Consider the following 25998-nt stretch of genomic DNA (forward strand, 5'->3'; position numbering starts at 1 on the left):
TATTTATAGCGTTTTACAACGAGTATGACATGCGTGACACATATTACATAACAACTCCCATTTTTTATCCTAATGGTGCTCCACATATTGGACATGCTTATAGTGCCATTGCAAGCGATGTTTTAGCCCGCTTTCAACGGTTAAACGGAAAAAATGTATTTTTTCTTTCTGGTACAGATGAGCATGGTCTCAAGATGCAACAAACAGCAGCTGCATTAGGCATGACACCTCAGCAACTTGCAGATCGTAATAGTGCGGTGTTTCAAAAAATGCTTGCAGTATTAAATTGTTCTAACGATGATTTTATCCGTACGACAGAAGAACGCCATTATCAAGCTTGTCAAGAAATTTGGAAAAAGATGGAAGCAAATGGCGATATTTATCTCGGTCGTTATACGGGGTGGTATTCGGTTCGCCAAGAAGCCTATTATGAAGAAAAAGATACGGAAATTGGAGCAGACAACATCCGTCGTGAGAAAGAATTAGGCTCTCCAGTTGAATGGAATGAAGAAGAAAGTTATTTTTTTAGACTTTCTCATTATGAAAAGGCTCTTCTTGAATATTATGAAAAACATCCTGATTTTATTGCTCCATTTGAGCGGCGTAATGAAATTATAAGTTTTATCAAATCAGGTTTAAAAGATATCTCTATTTCACGCGCAAGTTTTAACTGGGGAATTGCTGTTCCTGAGAATCCAAAGCACGTGATGTATGTCTGGGTTGATGCGCTTACAAATTATCTATCAGCAATAGGTTTTTTCAATGAAAATTCAAAAAAACGTGATTTTTGGCCTGCAAATACGCATATTATTGGTAAGGATATTATTCGTTTTCATGCAGTCTATTGGCCGGCATTTTTAATGTCTGCTGGAATTGAATTGCCTAAAAATATTTTTGCACATGGTTTTTTACTTAATCGTGGTGCAAAAATGTCAAAATCTATTGGAAATGTCGTTGATCCTTTTGAAATGGTTGATCATTATGGTCTTGATCAGGTCCGTTATTTCCTTCTCCGTGAAGTGCCATTCGGACAAGATGGTAGTTATAGTCATGAAAGCCTTGTGAACCGTATTAATGCTGATCTTGCTAACGATCTTGGTAATTTAGCACAGCGCTGTTTGTCTATGATTGCCAAAAATTGTAATGCACAAGTCCCGAAACCAGCTTCATTTTTAGCTCAAGATAAACAGCTTTTAGAACAATCTCTTCAAGTACTTGAAACTGTACACCAAACTATGTGTTCTTATAGTATGCATTTAGCACTTTCAGCTATTTTTTCAATTGTAGCAGATGCCAATCGTTATTTTGCCAACGAACAACCTTGGAGTTTACGTAAAAATGATCGAGAGCGATTTTCTACAGTTCTTTATATAACTGTAGAAATCTTGCGGAGAATAGGAATTATGCTTTTGCCTTTCATCCCCCAATCAGCTGCGAAACTTCTTGATAGCCTTGCGGTTGCTGAAGATGATCGGTTATTGTATCATATAAGTCATTCAAAAATTCAAGAAGGGCTTAATCTTCCACCACCAGAACCAATTTTTCCTCGTTATATCTTGAAGAAAGAAGACACTCATCATGTTGATTGATACACATTGTCATCTTGATTTTGAAGACTTTTCACAAGATTTGGATAATGTTATCCAACGGGCTTTAGATGCTGACGTTAAACGTATGATAACAATTTCAACCCATGTTCATAAGTTAGATAAACTGTTAGCCATTGCGCAAAGCTATGATCAAGTCTTTTGTTCCGTTGGAACACACCCCAATCACGCGCATGAAGAACAAAATATTACAGCGGAAAAGCTTATACAGCTCTCGAATCACCCTAAAATTGTTGCGTTTGGGGAAGGGGGCCTTGATTATCATTATGATTACTCTACACCAGAAGAGCAAAAGAAAGTTTTTCAAGAACATATCATTGCTTCTCGAGAAACACAGATTCCTCTTGTTATACATTCACGCAATGCCGATATCGATATGGAGAAAATATTACGTGAACAGATAAAAGAAGGAGCTTTTCCCTTTATCCTTCATTGTTATTCGTCTGGAATGCAACTTGCTCGTGCTGGAATTGAACTTGGTGGTTATATTTCTTTTTCGGGTATTCTTACTTTTAAAAACGCACTTGAAATCCGTGAAATAGCAAAAATTGTGCCCCATGAGCATTTGTTAGTGGAAACAGATGCTCCATTCTTAGCACCTAATCCCCATCGGGGCAAAACAAATGAACCATCTTTTGTATGTTATACAGCAGCTGTTTTGGCTGAAACAATTGGCTTAAGCATTGAAGAAATAGCTCAAATAACAACGCGTAATGCTTTTCGTTTATTTAGCAAAATGAAATAAGGCAAAAGATATGTGTGATCAATACCGATTTACAATATTAGGTTGTGGTCCTTCTCCAGGAGTGCCAAGACCTAATGGTGATTGGGGAACATGTGATCCGAATAACCCTAAAAATAAACGCTACAGAAGTTCTTTATTAGTTGAACGTATTAAACCTTCTGGAGACAAAACAACGATCGTTATTGATACAGGTCCAGATTTTCGCTCACAAATGATCGATGCGCGTGTAAGCCATCTTGATGCTGCTCTTTACACGCATTCTCATGCAGACCATATCCACGGTATTGATGATTTACGCAGCTATGCACTTGCACAAAAACGTTTAATAGATATCTATGCCGACAGATTTACACTAGAGCATCTCAAAAGTGCTTTTGGATATTGTTTTCAAACTCTAAAAGATTCATCTTATTCTCCCATTTTAAAAGAACATCTTATCAATGAAGATAGCCAATTTATTATTCAGGGGCAGGGCGGAGAAATAAGTGTCAATACACATTTACAACACCACGGAAACATTCATTCCTTAGGTTTTCGGATTGGGAATGTTGCCTATTGTACGGATGTTAGTAAATTTCCTGAAAAAACTTTATCCAAATTAATGGATTTAGATGTTCTCATCATTGAAGCTCTTCAATTTAAATCCCATCCGAGTCATTTTTCTGTTGATCAAGCATTACAGTGGATAGAATATTTAAAGCCAAAACAAGCAATACTCACACATATGGACAGATCGCTGGATTACAATAAGGTAATAAATTACGTTCCATCCTATGTAAAACCTGCATATCAAGGTCTTACTTTTGAAACAGATGCGTAAGCTTATTATGCGCAATATTTTAAGTTAAATAAAACACTTTTAAATTTATCCTTTATTTTATTTCATTTTTGACATATTTAGTGTTTTTATGTCAAAAATGAGGCTTTTATGTATAAGAATTTTAAGCGGGGTGTATGTATTGTGGTTTTAGCGGTTTCCTTGACAGCATGTGGGGGGCGTTTAGAAAAAAAATATTGCAACGACAACATTACATGACGGATCAATGAATTGTGCCGATATTCAACGGGAGTTTTTTGCTAATAAACGTCAGATTAATGATACAATTACAGAGCGTTCTAAAGCAAGAAATAAAAACGTGGCTTTAGCAGCGGTAAGTGTTGTATTTGTACCTGCTTTGTTTTTAATGAAATTTCGGCTTTAAATAATCGTAATGCTGTTTTAAGTGATCTTGCACGTATGAAGCGTTGTAAAATAGTACAGTAATTTTTCTTAATTTTTGGTCTTTAAGGTATATACCTTAAAGACCAAATTTTATTTTATATGATGATGTTTTAAAGTAGGGTTTTCTTTATCATATTATCGCATAATATATATTATGGAACTTTATGAGGAAGTATAACTAGCATCAGCGTTTTGAGGAACGAAGCTTTAAAATGAGCTACTTAAGTTAACTAAGATCGAAAATCGAGCCTGTTATTCTGGCTCGAAAATTTTAATCACAATGTTTTTTTATTTTTTACTCTTTTAAAAAAAATAATTACAATTTGTAGTACTATAAAAGCTAAAAACAATATTCCATGAAATAATGGTACAAATGGCTGATAAATAAAATCGGAATAATATATTGTTATTGCTTCAATCAACGCTGCAATACACCACACAATGATACCCCATAGTGAATACATCCAAAGTCCAACTAAGGCAATAGGATAGAGAATAGCCAATATAGCTGATGTAAATTGCCACTGCCAAGGCATAAGATCAAAACGCCATAGAATACCTGGAAAAACACCAACAAGGCGTATCCAATAACAAATACCTAGAACTAAGCAAATAAGTGCCAAAAAACGTAAGTAACAGTTATAGATTAAATTGATTTTTGAAATCTGTTTGTGAGAATTATTTTTCACAATAATAACTCTTGTTCAACAGGTTGGAAGTAAGAATCTACCATTTCATCTGTCACATTTGAAAGTTTATCTGGTTGCCATTGAGGTCTTTTATCCTTATCGATTAACATAGCACGTATACCTTCATAAAAATCATGTGAATGAAGCATATGATACGCTATGCGGTTTTCAATTTTCATACAATCTTCCAACGTTTGAGATGAATTTTGTTTCATTTGTTTCCAGATAACTTTTAAACTTGTCGGAGAACGTGACTGCAAAATATCATAACATTCTTTAGCAAATAAAACATCTTCATTGCTTTTTTTATGTAGCAACTCAAGACATTCTTCTAAGGTATGGGCACTAAAACAAGTGTTAATAATACAACGTATTTCATGACTTGTTTCATAGTCTTTTGTAATTGCTCGCTCGTTTAAAGCTAAAGTAGGATCTCCTTGCTCAATAACAGCTTTTCTAATCATATCGAATTCAGTTTCAGCAACGGCGTGTGTTGCTAATCCTAAATTTAAGCAATCTCCCCACTTTATACATGCGCCCGTTAATGCAAGATAGATACCAAAATGATTGGGAAGAGATGGTAAGAAAAAACTTGCACCTACATCTGGAAAAAATCCAATCGCACCTTCTGGCATAGCAAAAACTGTATTTTCTGTAACAATTCGATGCGAGCCATAGAGAGAAATACCTACCCCACCTCCCATCCAAATACCGTTTAAGAAAGAAATGTAGGGCTTTGAAAAATGTTTGATATAAGCATTTAAACTATATTCATTCCTAAAGTATTGACAAGAAGCAGTACTTTTCCCCATATGATAGATTTCTACAACATCTCCACCAGCACAAAAAGCACGCCCCTCCCCTTCAATTAAGACACAAAAAACATTATCATCTATTTCCCATGTTCTGAGAGCTTTTTTTAAAGCTGAAACCATTCGTTGATTAAGAGCGTTTAATGCTGAAGGACGTGTGAGCTTTATAATACCAGCACGCCCTTCTTTCGTAAAAGAAATATCATCATCTGCTCCAAAATTAATTTGCATCTCACACCCTTCTTAAAACAATTATTTCATTGTTTTTTTTATACTTTTTTCCCCAAGTTTAGGAAATGTTTGCATGATTGCGCCAATACAATATATATAAATTCCTGTTACCGAAATTCCTATTTTAACCCAATAGGGAGCCTCTAGTTGATAAAAGAAGGCAGAAACACCAAAAAAACACCATAAGAGAAAAATGGGAAAATTAATTCTACGTAAACGAAGGACTCTTACTGGATGAATAAAATAAATTGGCAAAAAAGATATAATCGCCGATAAAACAATAATGATAAAAGTAATCCACTCTCCTGGTCTGACGACAAAAAGCGTAAAAATCATCATATTCCAAACAACAGGAAATCCTTTAAAAAAGTTTTCTTTGGTTTTCATACTAGTATCTGCATAATAAATAGCAGATGAAATAACAATAATTGCACTCAATGAAAATGATAACCCTACCCCCATGAAACCACTTTGATAGAGTGCAAAGGCAGGAATTAAGACATAAGTCACGTAATCAATAATATTATCTAACAGCTCTCCAGACCATGTTGGAAGAACGTATTTAACATCAAGTTTGCGTGCAATTGGTCCATCTATACCATCAACGAGAAGAGCAAGCCCAAGCCAACAGAACATAGCTGTCCATTCTTTTTGAGAGGCTGATATAAGAGAAAGAAACGCTAAAAATGATCCCGAAGCTGTCAGTAAATGAACGGAAAAGGCCTTTGCTTGTGGCATTGTTACTTTTTTATGGCGTAATAATTTAGCATTTGTTTTGATTTTCTTTGTTAATTTACGTTTCAAGGTTTTCTTATCCTCGTTTTTAAAGTCTTCAACCATCTATCAATACGCCATTTTTTAACGATGATATAACTCAGCATTTAAAAAAATCATAAAAAGGTTACTTTTTTATATCGCATTATTTATTACATACTATAATAATAGAAGAGCTTCATATAATAAAAAGAGAGAGATCATTTGGAAATGTTAAAATATTTTCTCAATGAATAAAGGTTCAAATCGTTGTGATATTTGAAAAGGAAGAGCATAAAGATATTGCTGTTATTGGTGCAGGTCCTGTCGGAATGTTAGCCGCGCTGAGTCTTGCACAGAAGGGGTTTTCTGTTTTTCTTGTTGGGCCCCCTGCTCATACAGATGAGTTACGGACAACGGCTCTTATGATGCCCGCAATACGCACGCTTCAAAAACTCAATATTTGGGATAATCTTCAAAAACATGCAGCTGCTTTATCGTCCATGAGAATTATAGATATAACTTCTAGAATTGTGCATGCTCCTACGGTGCATTTTTCTTCTACTGAAATTGGCGAAAAAGCTTTTGGCTATAATATACCTAATGTAAAATTGAACAGTGCTTTAGTCGACGCTGTTACACATACGCCCAATATTATAAGATTTGTTTCTGCTGCCAAATCTGTTCATCACACAAAAAACCATGTATGCATTACTCTTGCTGATCATAGAATTATTCAAGCACCACTTGTTGTTGCAGCTGATGGACGTCACTCTCTTACACGTGCCGCAGCAGGGATAAGTGTGAAACAGTGGAATTATCCACAAAAAGCACTTGTTCTCAACTTTTCTCATGAGTTTTCTCATCAAAATACATCAACTGAATTTCATACAGAACACGGTCCATTTACACAGGTTCCACTACCAGGACGAAGATCTAGTCTTGTATGGGTTGTTCATCCTTCCCGCGCTGAGGAATTATTAAATATAGAACCAAAAACAATTGCAAAAATGATCGAAAACCAAATGCAATCAATGCTTGGAAAGCTAAGCTTAGAAACATCAATTCAAGCATGGCCGATTTTCGGACTTCTTTCTCATCATTTTGCTGCTAATCGAACAATTTTAGTGGGTGAAGCCGCTCATGTTTTTCCCCCTATTGGAGCACAGGGATTGAATTTAGGATTCCGTGATGTCCAAACTTTAATTGATATTTTACCCAATAAAATATCCAATTCTAACTCTGAAATGATTGTTGCACATTATAACAAATGCCGCAAACCAGATATATTAATCCGAAGTGGAGCTGTTCATACACTGAACTCTGCCCTACTTTCTCATATGTTGCCTGTTCATATCATACGAAGCATTGGGCTTGGTTTGTTGCATAGTTTCCCACCATTACGTAATTTATTTATGCGCGAAGGAATGTATCCCGGTTATGGATTTAAGGAAATTATGCAAATATTTCCAACAAAATCATCAAAACAGCTCTACTAAGCAATAATGGATAATAACGTAAAATAATAAATAATAAATTGCATTTTGCAATCATATCTATTACTGATATAAAAAATATTTTTGTTCTTTATAAGAAGTAACAAATTATATTAAAATAATTAATTATATTTATTTGATTTATTTATAATAATAACATGTTATAATTAATATAACTGTAAATTATTTTTTATTAAAAATTATTATATATATTTAGTATGTTGATATGAAATAAGAGAAAACTGAATTATATACTACAAATTAAATTATAAAGATATCTTGCTAAATCATAGCTGTTAAATTTAGCACTATAAAGAAAATGAAAAATAATACCGTTTTGAAAAAGTTATTTTATAAAATTAATTTTAATAAGAAAATAAATAATAAAAAAACAGTTTTATTTAATCAATATATTTTCAAAAATTTTTATTGTTAAGTATAATATTAAAAATAAAATCATCTTTGGAACCTGTTAGTAACACAGAGGTTAATGAAGTGTTGTTTCAACAAATGGTAACAAGATGACACTAAATAATTTTTTGAAATTAAGTACTTTTTTTATAATGATTGCATGTGTCTCGTTGATAGTCACGACTTCAATAAGTGAAGTTTTTCACCTTCCTTATTGTCAAACCTTTACCTATAGCTCTACTCAAAAGGTCACTAAAATAGGTCAGAACTCATTTACTGCTTCACAAGTTAAAAATTGTCTTATGCAAAATGGTTTTGAGAATATTAAACGATTGCGCTTAGATGACAATGGTATCTGGCGTGCTTTAGTAAAATTTAAAAAGTCCCATTTTTTCGTATCCGTTGACTATTCAGGAACAGTTAGCATTCAAAATGAAAGAAAAGAATATGATTGATTTAAAAACTTACAGCAACGTTTCTTTTCACAGCTGTAAGAAAAAAAAATTAAAAAAGTGCTACCATTCTATTAAAGAATTTGCTTTCATTGGCGGTTTAAATGGTAGCATATCAGGAGCTATCGCGGCAACTCTTGCAGCTTATGGTTATATTGCTCTTCCAGGATTTGGTCCAGTTATCGCAATGGGTATAGGAGTAGCACTTTCTTCCGGAATAATAATAGGAGCACTGATAGGATCAGGAATGGGAGGGAGTGTCGGTATATGCTGTATTTTATTGGGAAATTTATATGAATCATAATAATTTTTTCTCTTATAAATTACATAATGCATAGAAATTTCTCGTCATTTTTTCTATGAAAAACAATTAAATCATCAACAAATTATATGTTCTTTTTTTGATGAAACGATTATCATATTATAAATGAAATAACATCTAACTTACTAAAATTCCTTATTTAATTTCTTATTATACCTCAAAAAGTAGATTTTTTAAAAACATCTCTTGAAGAAATGTAAGTGAGATATAATTATCCATCCATAAAAGCTGTATTTTTTATAGATCAAAAAATAAAAGTTATGTTCAGAAATATATATAAACATACTTTAATTTATTTGCTCTTTATAAAAACTAATATTTCTATGTAAATTATTTTTCTTAAAGTTCAATTTAAGACAATTATATAACATATAAGTAGTATAGATTATTATTTATAGATAATAATCTATTTAAAGATAAGTATAAAGGTACTTCATGAAAAAAATATTATTATCATTATTGTTTTTTATGGCATTTTTAATTCATAAAAATTCTGCATTAGCACTATCAAAACAAGTAAATATTTATAAATTAGAAGATAACAATTCCAAAAAGGCTATTGGTAGCATTAAAATTGAAGAAACCACATACGGTTTGATTTTCATCCCTAATTTATCTACTTTATCAGAAGGAATGCATGGTTTTCATGTACATGTAAATCCTTTATGTGATACAAAAGATGGTATAATTGGTGGAAGCGCAGGTGGACATTATGATCCGGAACATACCGGAAAACATTTAGGACCTTATAATGTCAATGGTCATCTTGGTGATTTACCAGCACTTTATGTTGATAAGCAGGGATATGCCATAATGAGCGTTCTTGCTCCACGATTAAAAAAAATCTCTGAAATTAAAGGGCGCTCTTTAGTCATTCATTTAGGGGCTGATAATCAATCAGATAAACCATTACCGCTTGGCGGAGGTGGAGCACGTTTAGCGTGCGGTATTATTGAAAAATAAAGAGAGTATTGTGGCAGACTGCGACAGTACACACTCCCTTTACCATAAGGTGTGAGAGAAATTTATTTTTTTAATCTATTTCAAGAAATTGAGTAAACTATGTGAATATTTTATAAAATTAATGTTTTTTTGAATGTTTACTTCGGATAACAAAAAGCTTAATAATCATCAAAATGAACAGTAATGGAAATTAAAGAAATAGTAGTGTAAATTCTCCGTAAGAAGACTTCAATATGAGGAAGTAATATTTTCCATGCTTGATGTAAACAAAGCAAAAAAGTCGAATTTCACCCTCTATAATAGCAAATTTATAATAAATTATAATCATTAAGTCTAGTATCTAATGGAATCACGCTCAATGCACAAAATAGAACAGGACTAAAACAGAATTTTTACTCTTCCCCTACTCAACCCTACTCATGAGGTACGTGAGAAAAATTTTAATTGATACAATATCAATATAATAAGTCAAACAAAATAGTTAGAGTAATTTTTCATCACTCTGAAAAAAGGCTTTTAAACAATAGAGTCTTTTTAAAAATACCCCTTATAGATACATATGATCCCAATCTAGTGGACGCATCTCACCAGTTTGATAAAATTGACGAATGAGCTTAATATAATCAAGAAAATCTTTGTTTTCCTCCACTAATCTATTAGCAGTATCCCAATCAATATCACTACGTTCTTTGGCAGGAATTAAGATCTCACTCTCGGAAGAGTTTTCCTTATTAAGTCTTATAAATCCAATTCCATGCAAACTTGAAAGCATCCGAAGCTCTTTTAATGTATCAACTCCTTCAATTTCACTAGCAACTAAATAACTCAAATTAGCCCATGAAGAATTACTAACTGTTTGAAAAAATGCTTTTCGTAAATTTGAACGATTGATGAGAATTTTTACTTCAAAAGACCAAAGCTTTGTCTTTTTATCAAAATATTGCAAAACACAGTCTTTGATTTCACGATTCCATTCCTTGCTTAAATCTTGCATCCCTACGAGATCTGGATAAAGCCATTTATTTCCGCCTGCACCATGTTTATTACGAGAACATTTCTCATTAATGCGTTTGCTATAAACTGCAAGTTCTGACCATAAAAATTTAGATAATAACGGATAAAGATCATGCTCTTTAACAGAGCCATCTTCTGTTCTACTCTTTGCTTTGTCCTCTATTGCATCAATTTCAGCACTATCTGTTTGTTTAGTAAAATAATATTGTCGCGGTCGTCCTTCAGTGGTTTTAATTTCTGGATAACGCTTTTGTAATTGAGGGCGCTGCGATCCTATTTCAGCAACAATTTGCTGAATAAGAGCTGCATCACTATTAAGGGGATTGATTATCGCCGTTGAATGCTTTTGTTTTTGACGGCATTTTTCTGGGTAATTTTCAAATATCCATTGAGCAATTTCTCGAGCTGTAAACTTTTTTGTCGGGTTTTTCTTTAAAAAATTAAAAACAGTGTTTGTTAAATTTAAAGTCATATGAAAAACTCCCCCTTTTATCCTCTGGGTATTTCATTATATTCAGGCGTTTTAAATGAAAGAACAATAAACTGTTTAAGTTTTTTAAAAAAAGAACATTTATTAAATTACTCAATAAAATTAAAATATTTTTTTAATTTATAACTATAACTCAAAGATCTTTTCACATAACGAAAATAAGATTGTACTTTTATAAAAAATTGTAAATGTACTACAAATCACCATAAAAAAGCATAATCTTGTGTAACTTTTCTATACATTTTTCCTTTTATTTTAACGTCGTTAGAAAAAAGTTAAGAGCTCTCAAGTATAGATTCTGAAATGGTAAACTCCGCACACAAACCTTCAAAACTACTATTTGCTTTAATAACATCATGGGGAATAAGAACATAATACCATTTTTTATCGCCATAAGTCGCCGCATAGCGCGTTGCATGACAACACCATTGAACTGCAGCTTCTCTCTTTTTTAAAACAATAGGATTTTGCATTTCAGAGGCTTTTTTAGGCTCACAAAGATATTTGGCATCCTTCGTTTCTACAACAAAGTCTGGTTCATAGATTGATCCTTTATCATATTCTATCTTGAAAAAACCTCGAGCGGGTTTCATCCATTTCAAGACTTGTGCATCATCCTCTAATATTTGAGCAAATCGTAATTCCCCTTCTACTGAATCAAACTTTTGTAAAGGATAACAGCATTTTCTAAAGCCGCTGAATACAAGTTTTTTAATATCACTTTTAATGGCAGGAATATTACGAAAATCAAGAGGAGACATCCCTTGCGGTAACACATAATGGATAGGTGATAAAGCTGTAAAACCCCGTGTAACTTTAACCGCATAATCTTTTTGCGTTTCCCATTGATGTTCTCTTAATTGCGCAACAATAAAACTAGTAAGCTTGTGCTGATAGTGAATTAATACGTTCTCAACAGCTGTATCATTGGGTAAATAAGATCGGAAATGTTCTACCATCTGACTAGCTAATTTTCGTAATAAGAGCGTATGGTTATCATAATCGACAAAGTCATTATCAATCAAACCACGAATGATGTAGTTTTCAAGATAAGGCTCTTTGACATATTCATTCTTAGATGTGAGAAAAATGCTTTTATGGGTACGCAATTCTCGAATTAAAAGTTCTTTACTAACAGGTTGAAAATTTAAGCTTTCTAGATTTTTTAAATCAAAGTCATAAAAACCATAAGTAACATCACGCAAAGGTATGAGTATAATATTTGGAATATCTATTATCAGTTCTGTTAATTGTTTTGTCAGAATTGTCACCACTTTTGATACAAGAGACTTTTGTGATGAAGGCTTAATATTCATAACTTTATTAGCAATTTTTTCTTGTATCTGTGCAGAACAAAGCATTTGAGAACTTGGCAATTTATCATTCTCTTTGATAAGATCCCACGCGATCGCTGCAATATCTTGCTCTTCAGGTGTTAATGTAGGGGAATCTGTATGACGTAATATGATACCTTGTAAATCAGAAGATGCTCCATTTATATCGGAATTACGTATTACCATCGTTTGCATCAATAAAGCTTCTACTTGACTTGGAACTGTCACTATATCGGTCTTTTCAAAGGGGATATTCCCTCCTGTTCCAATCTCAATATGCTTTTTTATAATTGAGTTTGGATCGTTTGCACGATCAATAATATCTTGAAAACGATCATGCGCAATAATTGTTAAACGATCAATAGCTTCCACGCCTGTTCTATACCCATAAGGCAAACGCAATCCACGCCCAATTGTTTGCTCTGTTAAAATTTCTGAAGCCGATGCACGCAACGGTACAATAGTATAGAGATTCGTAACATCCCACCCCTCCTTTAATTTATTAACGTGAATAACAATTTCTGTTGGGTCATGAGAATCTTCAATTGCAATCAGCTTTTGAATATTTTGATCTTCTTCTATATTCGACTGTTTTGTATGAATCTCTATAACTTTTCCCTTATAAGCTCCTGCAAAAAAATCATCTGATTCCAATAAATCACGCAATTTCTGTGCATGATTTGTATCTTGAGCGACAACTAAAATAAAAGGCTTAACGAACTTTTTGTTATAATCTTTTGCATAGACAATTAAATCTGCTTTCACGTTTTCATGGGCATGAATTGCATCTTGTAATTTGATATGTTCTAATTGTTCAGATGTATAATTTTGAGGTTGAAAATCTTTACGTGTAGCAACAGCAGGCTCTTTTACAAAACCATCTCTCATAGCCTCTGCAAGTGAATAACTATAGACAACATTTTTAAAATCTACGGGTTTTGCACCTATTGTTTTTGGTGTCGCAGTAAGCTCTATTCCTAAAACAGGTTTTAACTCATTAATTGCTGCCGCACCAGCAGAAGCTCGATAACGATGTGCTTCATCCATTAACAAAACTAAATCAGGAAGATTTGCGAGATAATCAAAATAACTTTCACCAATCGTTTCTTGTAAGCGTTTAATTCGCGGAATACTAGATTTTAGTGCGCCTTTTTTATTATCCGTTGTATTAATTTTAGAAATATTAAAAATATTGATAAAGGCCGTATCTCTATTCTCAAACAAACGCTTTTGTCCTTGAATATGGTGTTCATCAACGCGAATACCTTTACCACTTTCATAATCTTCACCTGTAATAATAACGGGTCTATTGGCAATAAATTCACTCATTCCACTGAAAACATACTTCGGACTTTGGGGACTAAAATCCTGTTTTAACTTTTCATAAATAGTCAAATTTGGCGCTAAAACAAAAAAATGGCGACTACGACCTGTTAAATAAAGATAGCTGATAAAAGCTCCCATAAGTCGCGTTTTCCCAACACCCGTTGCTAAGGTAAAACAAAAAGAGGGAAAGTTTCGTTCAAAGTCTTGTACAGAAGGATAAAGATTTTTTATCACTTCTAACTCTGCAACCAAATCAGCATTTTTAGAAAGCTCTATATTTTCTAAGATTTTTACCAAAATATTTAAAGATTCACGTTGAGGATCACGCAACGATAAGCGAGCAGAAATCCTTTTTTCAACAGTGTTCATGAAAAACTCCGCTTTTTATATATTATTCAAATAGATCTAATTCTGCTTGCGCAATATCTTTATTTTTGCTGTTTTCTTTTACCACAATCACTGGTTCAAGATTGGCTACATTTAAACTGTAATCGTCCCTTCCCCATTCGCATTTTTCTAATATTGCACGGGGGATTTTAGTGAGTGTCAGATTTTCAAAGGATGCTGATTTTGTATCAAAGGCTGTACCACAAATCAGCAACGTGCGATGAGAGCCTACCTCTTCACTCATTATACAGAGTTGTGCATGGGTCATGGCGCTCGTTGTGACATAAATATAATCTGTTTCGGTTGAATACCCTTGCATCCAATAATGATTTTCATCCGGTGCATAGGTAAATCCCATATGTTTGCACATGGCTTCTGATAGCATGGCAGCATTATATTCGCGACGAATAATCCATTGTCCCCATGGATCTTTTTGCAACAGAGAAGGTGCAAGGCGATAATAACGGAATCCACCGCCACCTTGCCAATTGACACTTTTGGAAATTCCCCCTTGATCAGTTCCATCAATGACTTGTTTTAAACGAGGGATAATGTGGGTGTGACAATGCTCACCAAGTTCAATCATAATCCACTTCCTTCCCATTTTATGGGCAACAGCACCGGTTGTGCCAGAACCAGCAAAAGAATCCAGTACAAGATCACCGGGATTAGTGGCAAGTTGAATAATGCGTTCCATTAAACGTTCCGGTTTAGGAGTTGTAAAGACACTATCAGAATTGAAGACTTTGGCTTCTTTTTTTGCATCTTGATTATGGCCAACTTCCTGATAAGGCCAAATGGTCATTGAAACCATACCATTTTTTACCTCTGATAAAAAACGTTTCATAGAAGGAACATTACTTCCTGTTGGACCAAACCAAATACGATTATCATTCAATAATTCAAAGAATTTTTTTTTATTCATAGCCCAACTTCTACCATTAGGAGGCATTACCTTGCGTCCAGAAGGTGTGATGATTTCATAAATATCCTTAGGTGTTACTCTTTTTACAGATAAATCTCCAGATTTCCAAGGACCGCGAGGATCATTATCAGGATTTTTATAGCGCGCATCCATATCGTTTGAACGAGGAAGCAATTGAGGGCGCCAAATCGTTTTGTCTTTGGCATAAACCATTATAAAATCATGATTATCAGAAAGCCATTTTGTATCATTTTGTGGAGCATATTTCTTTTGCCAAATAATATTGTTGATGAAATTTTGGCGACCAAAAATTTCATCCATCATCACTTTAAGATAGGCTTGTTCATCATCATCAATTGATATCCAGATACTTCCATCATCCGCCAGTAAATGATGTAACAATTCTAGCCTGTCTCTCATAAGGCTGAGCCATATGGAATGCTCTAAACCATCTTCATAATGTTCAAAGGCATTGCCTGTATTATAAGGCGGATCGATATAGATACATTTTACCTTCCCCATATATTCTTGTTCAAGCGCTTTGAGTGCGAGCAAATTGTCACCAAAAATAAGTTTATTATCAAAAATATCTTGGGATGATATTCGATGCGAAGCGTGATAAGATTTTTCAAGATCTTCTAATAAGATACGAGGTTCTAGTTTTGGGCGTTTTTCTTTTCCAATCCAAGTGAGTTCTAGTTTTTGTTTATTATAACTCATGCGATCGTCCTTAAATTTAAACGCTTATGAAAAGTAAACAGCTTATTCATGAATGGCTAAATTAGAGTCTCTTAACAATACTTTTAGTACCATCCGACAGCAATTTGAGCTTCTTCTGACATACAATCAGGTGTCCATGGTGGATCAAAAGTCATAGTGACTTCAACATACGAAACCCCTTCAACTGCACTGACTGCATTTTCTACCCACCCTGGCATTTCACCCGCAACAGGACATCCCGGTGCTGTAAGAGTCATTTCAATTTTTACTGAACGATCATCTTCAATATCAATACGATAAATCAGTCCTAGCTCATAAATATCAGCAGGAATCTCTGGGTCATAAACTGTTTTGAGAGCAGAAATAATATCATTTGTCATACGATCAATTTCGTCTGCTGGAATTGCTGATATGTAAGATTTTTTATTTTCGCTTACAGTTTCAACGGATTCTGTAGAATGACGCTCTTCAATTGATTCAGCCATTAAAAAATGTCCTTGTTTCTTGCAATGCTTCTACTAATTGATCTATATCCTCTTGAGTGTTATACATGGCTAACGATGCGCGGCAAATAGATGTTAGACCAAAGCGCTGTAATAAAGGCTGTGCACAATGAGTTCCCGCACGTATCGCAACCCCTTTTCTATCAATAAACATAGCGATATCATGGGCGTGAATCCCTTCAATTGTAAATGATATAATAGCTCCTTTATTGGGAGAATGACCATAAATACGCAATGACTCAACCATTTTAAGTTTTTCCTGTGCATAAGCTAAAAGGGACCTCTCATGGGCATGAATTGTGCTACGACCTTTCTCTTGTATATAATCAATAGCCGCAGTTAATCCAATAGCTTCAACGATAGGAGGAGTGCCTGCTTCAAAACGGTAAGGAGGAGCATTATAAAAAACCTTATCGGTTGTTACCTCCTCGATCATTTCCCCTCCCCCTTGAAAAGGACGCATTTCTTCTAATCTATCTTCTTTACCATACAAAACACCAATACCAGTGGGACCATAAAGCTTATGACCTGTAAAGACATACCAATCACAATCGAGATCTTGTACATCAACGGTTAAATGTACTGCTCCTTGAGAACCATCAACAAGAACAGGAATAGAATTTTGATGTGCTAGCTTAATAATCTCTTTAACAGGAGGCACAGTTCCTAATATATTGGACATATGCGTTATAGCAACAAGCCGCGTTTTTTCGCTTAAAGCCTTTTGGAAATCTTCAATGTGCAGAACACCATTTTCATCGACAGGAACAAAAATAAGTTTAACACCTTTTTGTTCACGGAGAAAATGCCAAGGAATAATATTTGAATGATGTTCCATGATCGTTAGAACAATCTCATCACCTTCTTTGAGTTTTGGCATCGCCCAACCATAAGCAACAGTATTAATAGCTTCTGTTGCATTTTTCGTAAAAACAATTTCTTCAGCTTTTTGAGCATTTAGAAAAACACGAACGGTTTCACGAGAATTTTCATAGGATTGTGTTGCTATATTGGCTAAAAAATACATTCCCCTATGCACATTAGCATAACTATAGTGATAATAATTATTCATTGCATTGAGTACTGACATTGGTTTTTGGGCAGAAGCACTACTATCAAGATATGCTAATCGCTTTCCATAAACTTGATGGTGCAAAATAGGAAAATCACGCCGAATTTCTTCGACATTATAAGTAAATGTTTGTACGTTATTTTCCATTTTTTCTACCTTAAACATTTTTTTCAAGCCATTTACTAATGATATTCTCTAAAACGATTTGAATATTATCTTGCTTGATGTCATCAATGAGCTCAGAGATAAATCCTTTAATCAAAAGCGCACGAGCCGTTTTAAAAGGGATACCACGTGTCATAAGATAAAAAAGATAATCATGATTAATATTAGCAACTGTTGCACCATGACCACATGCAACATCATCAGCAAAAATCTCCAGTTCAGGCTTTGCATTAAATTCTGCATCATCTGAAAGAATAAGGCTATTACAAGCCATGCGTGCATCTGTTTTTTGCGCTTTTTGAGAAACACGTATTATTCCTTGGAAAACACCAACAGCCTTATCTGTAACCACATTGCGTATAATTTCGGTTGATGTTGATTTTTCTTCCACGTGACGAACAGTCATTGTAAGATCACTATGTGTTTGTCCTGATAATAAATTTATGACGCGTAATTGAAAATCAGATTCTTCTCCCTGTAATTCAATATTGATTTCTTGGCGATTTAATTGGCTCCCTATATTAATGACATAAAGTGATAACTTCGCTCTTTGATCAAGAACAGCACAAAATCGACCAAATTGTGTAGAATTAAAATCACGATTGCGAATGAGAATCCACGTAACATCACTATCAGCAGCAACATTTAATGAAAATATTGAACTGACAAAGGTATCTTTATCATTGCCAACCTGATGTTCAATAAACATAACTTGACTATTTTTATCAACTTTTATATCCGAAAAAATATGAGATTGTCCCCCCATTTGTATATTTTGTAATTCAATGGGGATATTTAACTTTGTATTTTCAGGGATGTGAAAAAGCCAACCATCTGTAACAAAAGCTGTATTTAACTGTCCAATAAAATCTTCATCAGAAATGTTTTGATTTATCTGTACAGAATTATCTTCTAATGCGTCTGAAAGGCGTTTTACTGCAATGTTGTCTACCTTTGACTCTATCGATGTTTTTCCATTGTTTATGGAGAAAACAGCACTTTCTGAAAGCAATGCATCAACCAATTGATTGTCTTGAACTTTTGAAAAATTGCTAATAGACTTCAGTAAGGTACGCAAATTGGTATAATGCCAACTTTCTATTTTACGAGAAGGAAGCCGTGTCGTTTGAAACTGCTCAATAGTTTTCTTGCGGATTTCCTGTACAGCTTTATCACCAGGTAAGTGGTTTACATACTGATTAAAATTACTGAGTATATTTTCTTCAACCGTTAACAAGTTTTGCTGTGCATTCATATTTAATAACCTCAAACCGCTTCTCTAATAAGATCAGCATACCCATTTTGCTCTAAATAAAGCGCTAAGGATTTATCACCGCTTTTGATAATTTGTCCTTTATAAAGAACATGTACCGTATCAGGAATAATATAATTAAGCAGCCGTTGATAATGGGTAATCACCAAAAATGAACGTTTTGAATCCCGAAGCTTATTAACACCATCTGCAACAATTTTTAGTGCATCAATATCTAAACCAGAATCCGTTTCATCTAAAATGCAAAGTGTAGGTTCAAGAAGTGCCATTTGTAAAATTTCAGCGCGTTTTTTTTCTCCACCTGAAAAACCTACATTTAATGGACGCTTTAGCATATCCATATCTATTTCAAGTTTGGCTGAAACTTCTTTAACACATTTTATAAATTCAGGAATTTTAAGTTCTTCGTCACCTCGCGCTTTGCGTTGAGAATTCATCGCAACTTTTAAAAATTCCATTGTTGCTACCCCTGGTATTTCCATTGGGTATTGAAATGCAAGAAAAACACCATATGCAGCACGTTCTGCTGGATCCATTTCTAAAAGTGATTGTCCATTATAGAGAATATCTCCTTCTGTTATTTCATAATCATCACGACCAGCAAGCAAATAAGATAAAGTTGATTTTCCGGCTCCATTTTGTCCCATGATAGCAGCAACTTCTCCATCTTGAACTGTCAAGTTTAAACCACGAATAATTTCTGTATCGGTTTCAGCAATACGGGCGTGCAAATTTTTGATCTCTAACATAATTTAATCCTGTTTTGGCTGTTTTTCAGATATCAATGCGTATTATTTTACCTTAGCATCCATCTACTTTTGTAATTACCATAGAGGTCATTTTTAGCATTATGTGCTACCGTTACAGCCTTTTTACATAAAGTCTTCTATTTATCTAATTAAATAAAATTATCCAACACTACCTTCAAGGCTAATACTAATAAGCTTTTGTGCTTCGACAGCAAATTCCATGGGAAGTTTTTGAATGACCTCTTTTACAAAACCATTTACAATTAATGCGATAGCTTCTTCTTCGGGAATTCCTCTTTGCATAACATAAAAAAGTTGGTCATCAGAAATTTTTGATGTTGTGGCTTCATGTTCAAACTGAGCTGTTGCATTTTTTGCTTCAATATAAGGAACTGTATGCGCACCACAATCATTTCCGATTAACAAACTATCACATTGCGTAAAGTTACGCGCATTTTGTGCTTTTCGATGAGCTGTGACTTGTCCCCGATAAGTGTTATTTGAAAAACCTGCAGAAATACCTTTGGAAATAATGCGACTGGATGTATTCTTTCCCAAATGAATCATTTTTGTACCAGAATCAATTTGTTGATAACCGTTTGCAACAGCAATAGAATAAAATTCTCCACGCGCATTATCACCACGGAGTAAGCAGGATGGATATTTCCAAGTAATCGCAGAACCAGTCTCAACTTGTGTCCATGAAATTTTAGAGCTATCACCTCGACAATCTCCACGCTTCGTCACAAAATTATAAATACCACCCTTTCCATCTTTATCGCCAGGATACCAGTTTTGTACTGTAGAATATTTAATCTCTGCATTTTCAAGGGCAATAAGCTCAACAACAGCAGCATGAAGTTGGTTTTCATCACGTTGGGGTGCTGTACACCCTTCAAGATAAGAAACATAGGAATCTTCAGCGGCGATAATCAATGTTCGTTCAAATTGGCCAGTGTTGCGTTCATTAATCCTAAAATAAGTTGAAAGCTCCATAGGACAACGAACCCCTTTGGGAATATAAACAAATGAACCATCTGTAAAGACAGCTGCATTTAAGGCCGCATAATAATTATCACTTATAGGTACAACTGTTCCTAAATATTCTTTAATAAGCTCAGAATGTTCAATAATCGCCTCTGAAATAGAACAAAAAATCACACCAGCACGTGCCAGCTCTTTTTTGAATGTTGTTACAACAGAAACAGAATCAAAGACTGCATCAACAGCCACCTGCCCCGATACAGACATACTGTCATCAAAAGTGGAGGGATCAGACTGTTTTCTTACTCCTGCCAAAATCTCTTGTTCTTTAAGGGGAATGCCAAGTTTTTCGTACGTTGCTAATAACTCAGGATCCACTTCATCCAAAGATTTTGGTCCTGTATGATTTTTTGGAGCAGCATAATAATAAAGCTCCTGAAAATCAATTTTAGGATATTCAAGACGCGCCCAATGAGGCTCTTGCATTGTCAGCCAACGGCGGTAAGCTTTTAAGCGCCATGTTAGCATCCATTCAGGCTCATTTTTTTTAGCGGAAATAAATTTGATAATATCCTCATTTAAGCCTTTTGGAGCTTTATCGGTTTCAATATTGGTTTCAAAACCATATTTATATTGGTCAACATCTATTTCACGTACTTGGCGTATCGTTTCTTGTACTGCCGGCATAAATTTTCTCCATTTTTTGGCGTCAAAAACCGGTAACTAAAGTCTTGTTTTTTACAAGATTAAAGTAAGCAAGTTATCTCCTAGGCTATAGGTAAAGTGCAAAAATTTCAATCAAACTTATTTTATTTTTAAAATAATTCTAATTTTTATAACTTTCTGATGATAAATCTTCCCCTTTTTTCCTGCTTATAATTTGAGAAAAAAACGACAGAAAATCATCAATATCTTCAGAAGTTGTGCCACGCCCTAGCGAAATGCGAATGGCACCATTTGGAACATGATACCCCATTGCCTCCAACACTTTGCTTTGTTTTACTTTTCCCGAAGAACAGGCAGAGCCGGATGATAAAGAAAACCCTTCTAAATCAAAAGCAATTTGCATCGTTTCAGCTTTTAGATTTTTCACGGTAAAGTAAGTTGTATTTGGCAAACGTTGAACTCTTTTGCCAAAAATCTCAACATTTTTACTTATTTTTTGTAGTCCATCTTCTAATTTATTGCGTAAATATATTAACTGTTTTATTTCCTCCTGTGTGAAGCAATCAGCCATTGCTGCCCCAAAAGCAGCAATAAGGGGCAATGCTTCTGTTCCTCCACGGAGACCTTTTTCTTGTCCTCCTCCAATAATAAGAGGGTGTGGCATGAGAAGATTACCACATGAAACAAAAGCACCAATTCCTTTAGGACCGCCAATTTTATGGGCAGACAGTATAAAAAAGTCTCCTCCTAACTGATGAATATCCACAAAATTTTTATCTACATATTGTGTCAAATCAACTATAAGAGTGCCTCCTAAATCCCGAACAATAGCGGCGATTTCTGTTAACGGTTGAATAACACCCGTTTCACTATTTGCAGCTTGAATAGCAACAAGAGGTAAACCTTTTGTTTTATCGTGAACCGTTAAGAGTGATGTTAATTTATCTTGTTGTATGAGCCCATCTTGATCAACATCAATGACGCTTATCAATTCTTTAGAAAAACGTCCTCCCTCTGCAACAGAGGGATGTTCAGTCGCTCCAAGGTAAAGATGAGAAAATTTAACTTTTGCTTTCCCCATATTGTAAAAAGGTGTTAACAAAGTCATTGCGGCTTCACTCGCACCAGAGGTAAATACCACGTGATCTGGATCTGTTTTAAGATTTTCAGCGATTTGCCGACGGGACTTTTGCAACAAAGTTTTAGCGGCACGCCCTTCCTTATGAACCGATGATGGATTACCAAATATCTCTAAAGATTCCAGTAACGCTATCCGTGCCACTTTTTTGAGCGGTGTTGTTGCGTTATGATCAAAATATCGGCGTTTTATAACCATTTTACATCGCAATCATTAATCTTATGAATTGATTGAAAAAATAGCGCATTTTTCTTGAAAAGTGCACTAAAAAAAGAATATCTAATAATTATTTAAGAGATTCTATGGTAAAAGTCGACCAGGGTCAAAGAGAGCCTTTTATTGCATTAAGGAGCATTTTATGCCAGAAATTATTTTTAACGGTCCCGCGGGTCGGCTCGAAGGGCGTTATCAACCTTCACAACAAAAAAATGCACCCATTGCGATCATTTTGCATCCTCATCCCCAATTTGGTGGAACTATGAATCATAAAATTGTCTATGACCTCTTTTATATGTTCCAACAACGTGGCTTTACAACTTTACGTTTTAACTTTCGTGGTATTGGTCGTAGTCAGGGTGAATTTGATTATGGAATAGGAGAACTTTCAGATGCTGCTGCTGCTCTCGATTGGGTGCAAACACAACATCCAGACTCTAAAAATTGTTGGGTAGCAGGATACTCATTTGGAGCATGGATTGGTATGCAGCTTTTAATGCGCCGACCGGAAATTGAGGGATTTATCTCAGTTGCCCCTCAGCCTAATGTTTATGACTTTTCATTTCTTGCACCTTGTCCCTCTTCTGGACTTATCATTCATGGCGGTATCGATAAAGTTGCCCCTCCAAAAGATGTTCAAATACTTGTCGATAAATTAAAAACACAAAAAGGTATCATCATTACACAAGAAATATTGGAAGAGGCTAATCACTTTTTCAGTGGATGTCATGAAAAACTTATTGAACGATGTGCCCACTATTTGGATAACCATATCTCCAATGAACTTCTCGCTCCTCCTCCTGAAATACTTTCACTAACTTAGGAAAATACGATAGATTTATAAAAAATTAGCAAAAGCCGTTTCTGATCATAACAAAGTAATTTTTTCAGTTTGCATTTAAAATTTTTCTAAATTTTATTTCAGGATAGAAATGAGAATAACAGCATACCTGTTTTCTATCACTGAAAAGTCTCTTTTTTAGCGTAAAAAGGAAATAATACCTGTATTATTATCTTATATTACCAATATGTCTCTTTCTCTTGTGAGGTGTGTGTCAGTTATGATAGATAACGCATTAATAATTCATTATATAATCGCCTATTATATAAAATAATGCACTCTTATAATTAGGAAATTAAATCTGTGTTTGCCTTTAAATCTGATTTTTTACACATTATGAGCGAACGTGGTTTTATCCACCAAATTTCAGATGAAAAAGGCTTAGATGATCTTTTTTCAAAAGAAACTGTAAGCGCTTATACTGGATTTGACCCAACAGCATCGAGTTTACATGCTGGAAGTCTTCTTCAGATTATGATGCTTTATTGGTTACAAAAAACGGGTCATCGCCCCATTGCTTTAATGGGCGGAGGGACCGGATTGATTGGTGATCCTTCCTTCAAAGACGAAGCGCGACGCCTTCTGACACAAGATGATATTGCTGCAAATATTGATGGTATTAAAAAGGTATTTGCTAACTATTTGACATTCGGTGACCGAGAAACCGATGCTTGTATTGTGAATAATGCTGAATGGTTATGCAATTTAAACTACTTAGAATTTTTGCGTGATGTAGGAAAGCATTTTTCTGTCAACCGTATGTTGTCATTTGATTCTGTCAGACTCAGACTTGAGCGTGAGCACTCTTTGTCATTCTTAGAGTTTAATTATATGATTCTGCAAGCTTATGACTTTGTTGAACTTTATAAACGTTATGGGTTGCGTATGCAAATGGGGGGCTCTGATCAGTGGGGCAACATTATTAACGGAATCGAATTAGGACATCGTTTAGGAACACCGCAATTATATGCGTTAACATCACCATTGCTGACAACCTCTTCCGGTGCCAAAATGGGTAAATCATTGAATGGGGCTGTATGGCTGAATGCGGATAAGCTTTCACCTTATCAATTTTGGCAATACTGGCGCAATACAGAAGATGCTGATGTAACACGATTTCTAAAGCTCTATACTCCATTGCCGATGGATGAGATTCTTAAACTTTCTCTATTACAAGGAACTGAAATTAACGAAGCAAAAAAAATTCTTGCAACAGAAATTACAGCAATGTTGCATGGACGTGTTCTTGCTGATGCAGCAGCAGAAACGGCTCGCAAGACGTTTGAAGAAAAAACTCTGGGAGAAAATCTTCCAACTGTTGAAATTAATGCCTCAGAATTAAAAAAAGGTGTTGGATTGCTCACTCTTTTAGTACAAGCAGAACTCGCTAGATCTAATAGTGAGGCACGCCGATACGTTCAAGGTGGAGGTGTCCGTGTAAATGATCAAATTATTGAGGATGAAACACATCTTATTATTGAAGGGGATGTCAGTGCAGAAGGAACCATTAAACTTTCTTTTGGTAAGAAAAAACATGTTGTGATGAAACCAGTATAATCTTTTGCTGTTTTGTTTATGTTGTTCACGTCGAGCTTGTTCTTTCAATTCAATCGTTGTGATAGGGCGAGTTTTGTTAGGAAAATAAAGGTCTCTTCAAAACAATAATATTTCTAGAGAGTTGAATAGTTCTTTTCTTCTGTGTACTCTGATATCTTATACCTGTTACACAAAAAAGAAAGATGAAAACAATGACAAGACCAATGAAAGGTGCTCTTGCTCCTGATTTTACTTTGCTGCGCGATGGAGGAGAGACAGTGTGTCTTTCTGACTTTAAAGGAAAGCCTGTTGTTTTATATTTTTATCCAAAAGATGACACCAGTGGTTGCACAAGTGAAGCACTTGATTTCACAAAATTAAAGATGAAATTTGATGAAATCGGTGTTGCTGTTATTGGAATCTCTCCAGATAATGTAAAAAAACATGATAAATTTAAAATAAAACATGAACTTGATGTCATCTTGGTTTCTGATGAAGAAAAAACGACCCTCGAAGCTTATGGTGTTTGGGTTGAGAAAAGCATGTATGGACGCAAATATATGGGAGTTGAACGGAGCACTTTTTTAATTGATGTAAATGGAATAATAGTAGAAGAATGGCGCAAAGTAAGCGTATCTGGGCATGCTGAAAATGTTTTAGCTACTGCAACACTTTTATATCATAATGGTAACTTGTAAATTGAGTGTTTGATTTACCTTAAAAAGCAAAAGTTATTCCCCCTAATTGATTTTAGTTTTTCAATGGATTCAATTTTTACAATATATTGATTTATAAGGATAATGAATTGTTTTACATTTATATTAGTCCCCTGAATATCGCAAAATTTTCTTATTTCAGCTTCTTCCTATCACTTGCAATATCATAAGCAGAATTAGCGTGTGAGAAAAAATTGAAGAAAGAAACAAGAAAATCCTCCTTTAAACCTTTAAAGTATC

General features: G+C 34.5%; 22 protein-coding genes and 1 pseudogene. 11 read left to right on the forward strand and 12 right to left on the reverse strand.

Going from position 1 to position 25998, the window contains the following annotated elements; translation table 11 throughout:
• The first annotated feature begins 29 nt into the window (after positions 1 to 29).
• The 4 genes and pseudogenes from metG (at position 30) to ACFINZ_RS04805 (ending at position 3616) form a co-directional block, all read left to right on the forward strand.
• The gene (gene metG / locus ACFINZ_RS04790; RefSeq protein WP_375634096.1) at positions 30 to 1589 is read left to right on the forward strand and encodes a methionine--tRNA ligase; all 1560 of its coding nucleotides are present in this window, start codon (positions 30 to 32) and stop codon (positions 1587 to 1589) included.
• A complete protein-coding gene (locus ACFINZ_RS04795) occupies positions 1579 to 2352 on the forward strand; it encodes a TatD family hydrolase (protein WP_375643107.1) in 774 nt (257 codons plus the stop codon). The genes metG and ACFINZ_RS04795 overlap by 11 nt, the downstream gene beginning before the upstream one ends.
• Positions 2353 to 2362: 10 nt before the next feature.
• On the forward strand, positions 2363 to 3172 hold the full coding sequence (locus ACFINZ_RS04800; RefSeq protein ID WP_375634092.1) for an MBL fold metallo-hydrolase: 810 nt from the start codon (positions 2363 to 2365) through the stop codon (positions 3170 to 3172).
• A 108-nt stretch (positions 3173 to 3280) separates the two neighbouring features.
• Positions 3281 to 3616 (forward strand): annotated as a pseudogene (locus tag ACFINZ_RS04805) (hypothetical protein).
• 233 nt (positions 3617 to 3849) lie between these two features.
• On the opposite strand, the gene ACFINZ_RS04810 reads toward ACFINZ_RS04805, so the two are convergent.
• From ACFINZ_RS04810 to pcsA, 3 genes are read right to left on the reverse strand one after another with little or no spacing between them, the layout of a single operon-like run.
• Positions 3850 to 4263 (reverse strand): DUF6163 family protein, encoded by a 414-nt coding sequence (locus ACFINZ_RS04810; protein WP_375634091.1) that lies wholly within the window; start codon positions 4261 to 4263, stop codon positions 3850 to 3852.
• Positions 4260 to 5306 carry an enoyl-CoA hydratase/isomerase family protein gene (locus ACFINZ_RS04815; RefSeq protein WP_375634658.1) on the reverse strand — a complete coding sequence of 349 codons (1047 nt, stop codon included), beginning with the start codon at positions 5304 to 5306 and terminating at the stop codon, positions 4260 to 4262. Before ACFINZ_RS04815 ends, ACFINZ_RS04810 begins: the two co-directional genes overlap by 4 nt.
• A gap of 21 nt (positions 5307 to 5327) precedes the next feature.
• Positions 5328 to 6146 (reverse strand): phosphatidylcholine synthase, encoded by an 819-nt coding sequence (gene pcsA / locus ACFINZ_RS04820; RefSeq protein WP_375634087.1) that lies wholly within the window; start codon positions 6144 to 6146, stop codon positions 5328 to 5330.
• A gap of 185 nt (positions 6147 to 6331) precedes the next feature.
• Here pcsA and ACFINZ_RS04825 point away from each other — a divergent pair, with 185 nt between their 5' ends.
• The 4 genes from ACFINZ_RS04825 to sodC all read left to right on the forward strand — a co-directional run bounded on the left by ACFINZ_RS04825 (position 6332) and on the right by sodC (position 9703).
• Positions 6332 to 7558 carry a UbiH/UbiF family hydroxylase gene (locus tag ACFINZ_RS04825; RefSeq protein WP_375636735.1) on the forward strand — a complete coding sequence of 409 codons (1227 nt, stop codon included), beginning with the start codon at positions 6332 to 6334 and terminating at the stop codon, positions 7556 to 7558.
• A 518-nt stretch (positions 7559 to 8076) separates the two neighbouring features.
• Positions 8077 to 8421 (forward strand): hypothetical protein, encoded by a 345-nt coding sequence (locus ACFINZ_RS04830; protein ID WP_375611907.1) that lies wholly within the window; start codon positions 8077 to 8079, stop codon positions 8419 to 8421.
• On the forward strand, positions 8414 to 8722 hold the full coding sequence (locus ACFINZ_RS04835; RefSeq protein ID WP_375636733.1) for a hypothetical protein: 309 nt from the start codon (positions 8414 to 8416) through the stop codon (positions 8720 to 8722). Before ACFINZ_RS04830 ends, ACFINZ_RS04835 begins: the two co-directional genes overlap by 8 nt.
• Before the next feature lie 453 nt (positions 8723 to 9175).
• Positions 9176 to 9703 (forward strand): superoxide dismutase [Cu-Zn] SodC, encoded by a 528-nt coding sequence (sodC, locus tag ACFINZ_RS04840; RefSeq protein ID WP_375634661.1) that lies wholly within the window; start codon positions 9176 to 9178, stop codon positions 9701 to 9703.
• 547 nt (positions 9704 to 10250) lie between these two features.
• Here the strand turns inward: sodC and ACFINZ_RS04845 are convergent.
• From ACFINZ_RS04845 to ACFINZ_RS04885, 9 genes are all read right to left on the reverse strand, one after another.
• Complete coding sequence (locus ACFINZ_RS04845; RefSeq protein WP_375655167.1) at positions 10251 to 11189, reverse strand: COG2958 family protein; 939 nt, start codon at positions 11187 to 11189, stop codon at positions 10251 to 10253.
• 293 nt (positions 11190 to 11482) lie between these two features.
• Positions 11483 to 14236, reverse strand: coding sequence for a DEAD/DEAH box helicase (locus tag ACFINZ_RS04850; RefSeq protein ID WP_375701195.1), 2754 nt, complete (start codon positions 14234 to 14236; stop codon positions 11483 to 11485).
• A 22-nt stretch (positions 14237 to 14258) separates the two neighbouring features.
• Positions 14259 to 15899: a site-specific DNA-methyltransferase gene (locus ACFINZ_RS04855; protein ID WP_375675846.1), complete on the reverse strand. Its 1641-nt coding sequence runs from the start codon at positions 15897 to 15899 to the stop codon at positions 14259 to 14261.
• Positions 15900 to 15982: 83 nt separating this feature from the next.
• Positions 15983 to 16384: an SUF system Fe-S cluster assembly protein gene (locus tag ACFINZ_RS04860; protein ID WP_375636727.1), complete on the reverse strand. Its 402-nt coding sequence runs from the start codon at positions 16382 to 16384 to the stop codon at positions 15983 to 15985.
• Entirely contained in the window at positions 16377 to 17621 is a 1245-nt protein-coding gene (locus ACFINZ_RS04865; protein ID WP_375618154.1) for a cysteine desulfurase, read from the reverse strand. Before ACFINZ_RS04865 ends, ACFINZ_RS04860 begins: the two co-directional genes overlap by 8 nt.
• A gap of 10 nt (positions 17622 to 17631) precedes the next feature.
• Positions 17632 to 18894, reverse strand: a complete 1263-nt coding sequence (gene sufD, locus ACFINZ_RS04870) for a Fe-S cluster assembly protein SufD (protein ID WP_375634079.1) — start codon at positions 18892 to 18894, stop codon at positions 17632 to 17634.
• Between the two features lie 11 nt (positions 18895 to 18905).
• A complete protein-coding gene (sufC, locus tag ACFINZ_RS04875; protein WP_375618156.1) occupies positions 18906 to 19661 on the reverse strand; it encodes a Fe-S cluster assembly ATPase SufC in 756 nt (251 codons plus the stop codon).
• Positions 19662 to 19820: 159 nt separating this feature from the next.
• Positions 19821 to 21332, reverse strand: a complete 1512-nt coding sequence (sufB, locus tag ACFINZ_RS04880; protein WP_375634078.1) for a Fe-S cluster assembly protein SufB — start codon at positions 21330 to 21332, stop codon at positions 19821 to 19823.
• Between the two features lie 139 nt (positions 21333 to 21471).
• Positions 21472 to 22647, reverse strand: coding sequence for a cysteine desulfurase family protein (locus ACFINZ_RS04885; RefSeq protein ID WP_375634076.1), 1176 nt, complete (start codon positions 22645 to 22647; stop codon positions 21472 to 21474).
• A 160-nt stretch (positions 22648 to 22807) separates the two neighbouring features.
• Between ACFINZ_RS04885 and ACFINZ_RS04890 the strand changes: the two genes are divergently transcribed.
• The 3 genes from ACFINZ_RS04890 (at position 22808) to ACFINZ_RS04900 (ending at position 25740) form a co-directional block, all read left to right on the forward strand.
• Positions 22808 to 23488, forward strand: a complete 681-nt coding sequence (locus ACFINZ_RS04890; RefSeq protein WP_375613441.1) for an alpha/beta hydrolase — start codon at positions 22808 to 22810, stop codon at positions 23486 to 23488.
• 321 nt (positions 23489 to 23809) lie between these two features.
• Positions 23810 to 25063: a tyrosine--tRNA ligase gene (tyrS, locus tag ACFINZ_RS04895; RefSeq protein WP_375634667.1), complete on the forward strand. Its 1254-nt coding sequence runs from the start codon at positions 23810 to 23812 to the stop codon at positions 25061 to 25063.
• Between the two features lie 191 nt (positions 25064 to 25254).
• Positions 25255 to 25740: a peroxiredoxin gene (locus ACFINZ_RS04900; RefSeq protein WP_375634072.1), complete on the forward strand. Its 486-nt coding sequence runs from the start codon at positions 25255 to 25257 to the stop codon at positions 25738 to 25740.
• Positions 25741 to 25998: the final 258 nt, after the last annotated feature.

It is taken from the genome of Bartonella sp. AA81SXKL (assembly GCF_042196945.1).
Taxonomy (GTDB): Bacteria; Pseudomonadota; Alphaproteobacteria; order Rhizobiales; family Rhizobiaceae; genus Bartonella.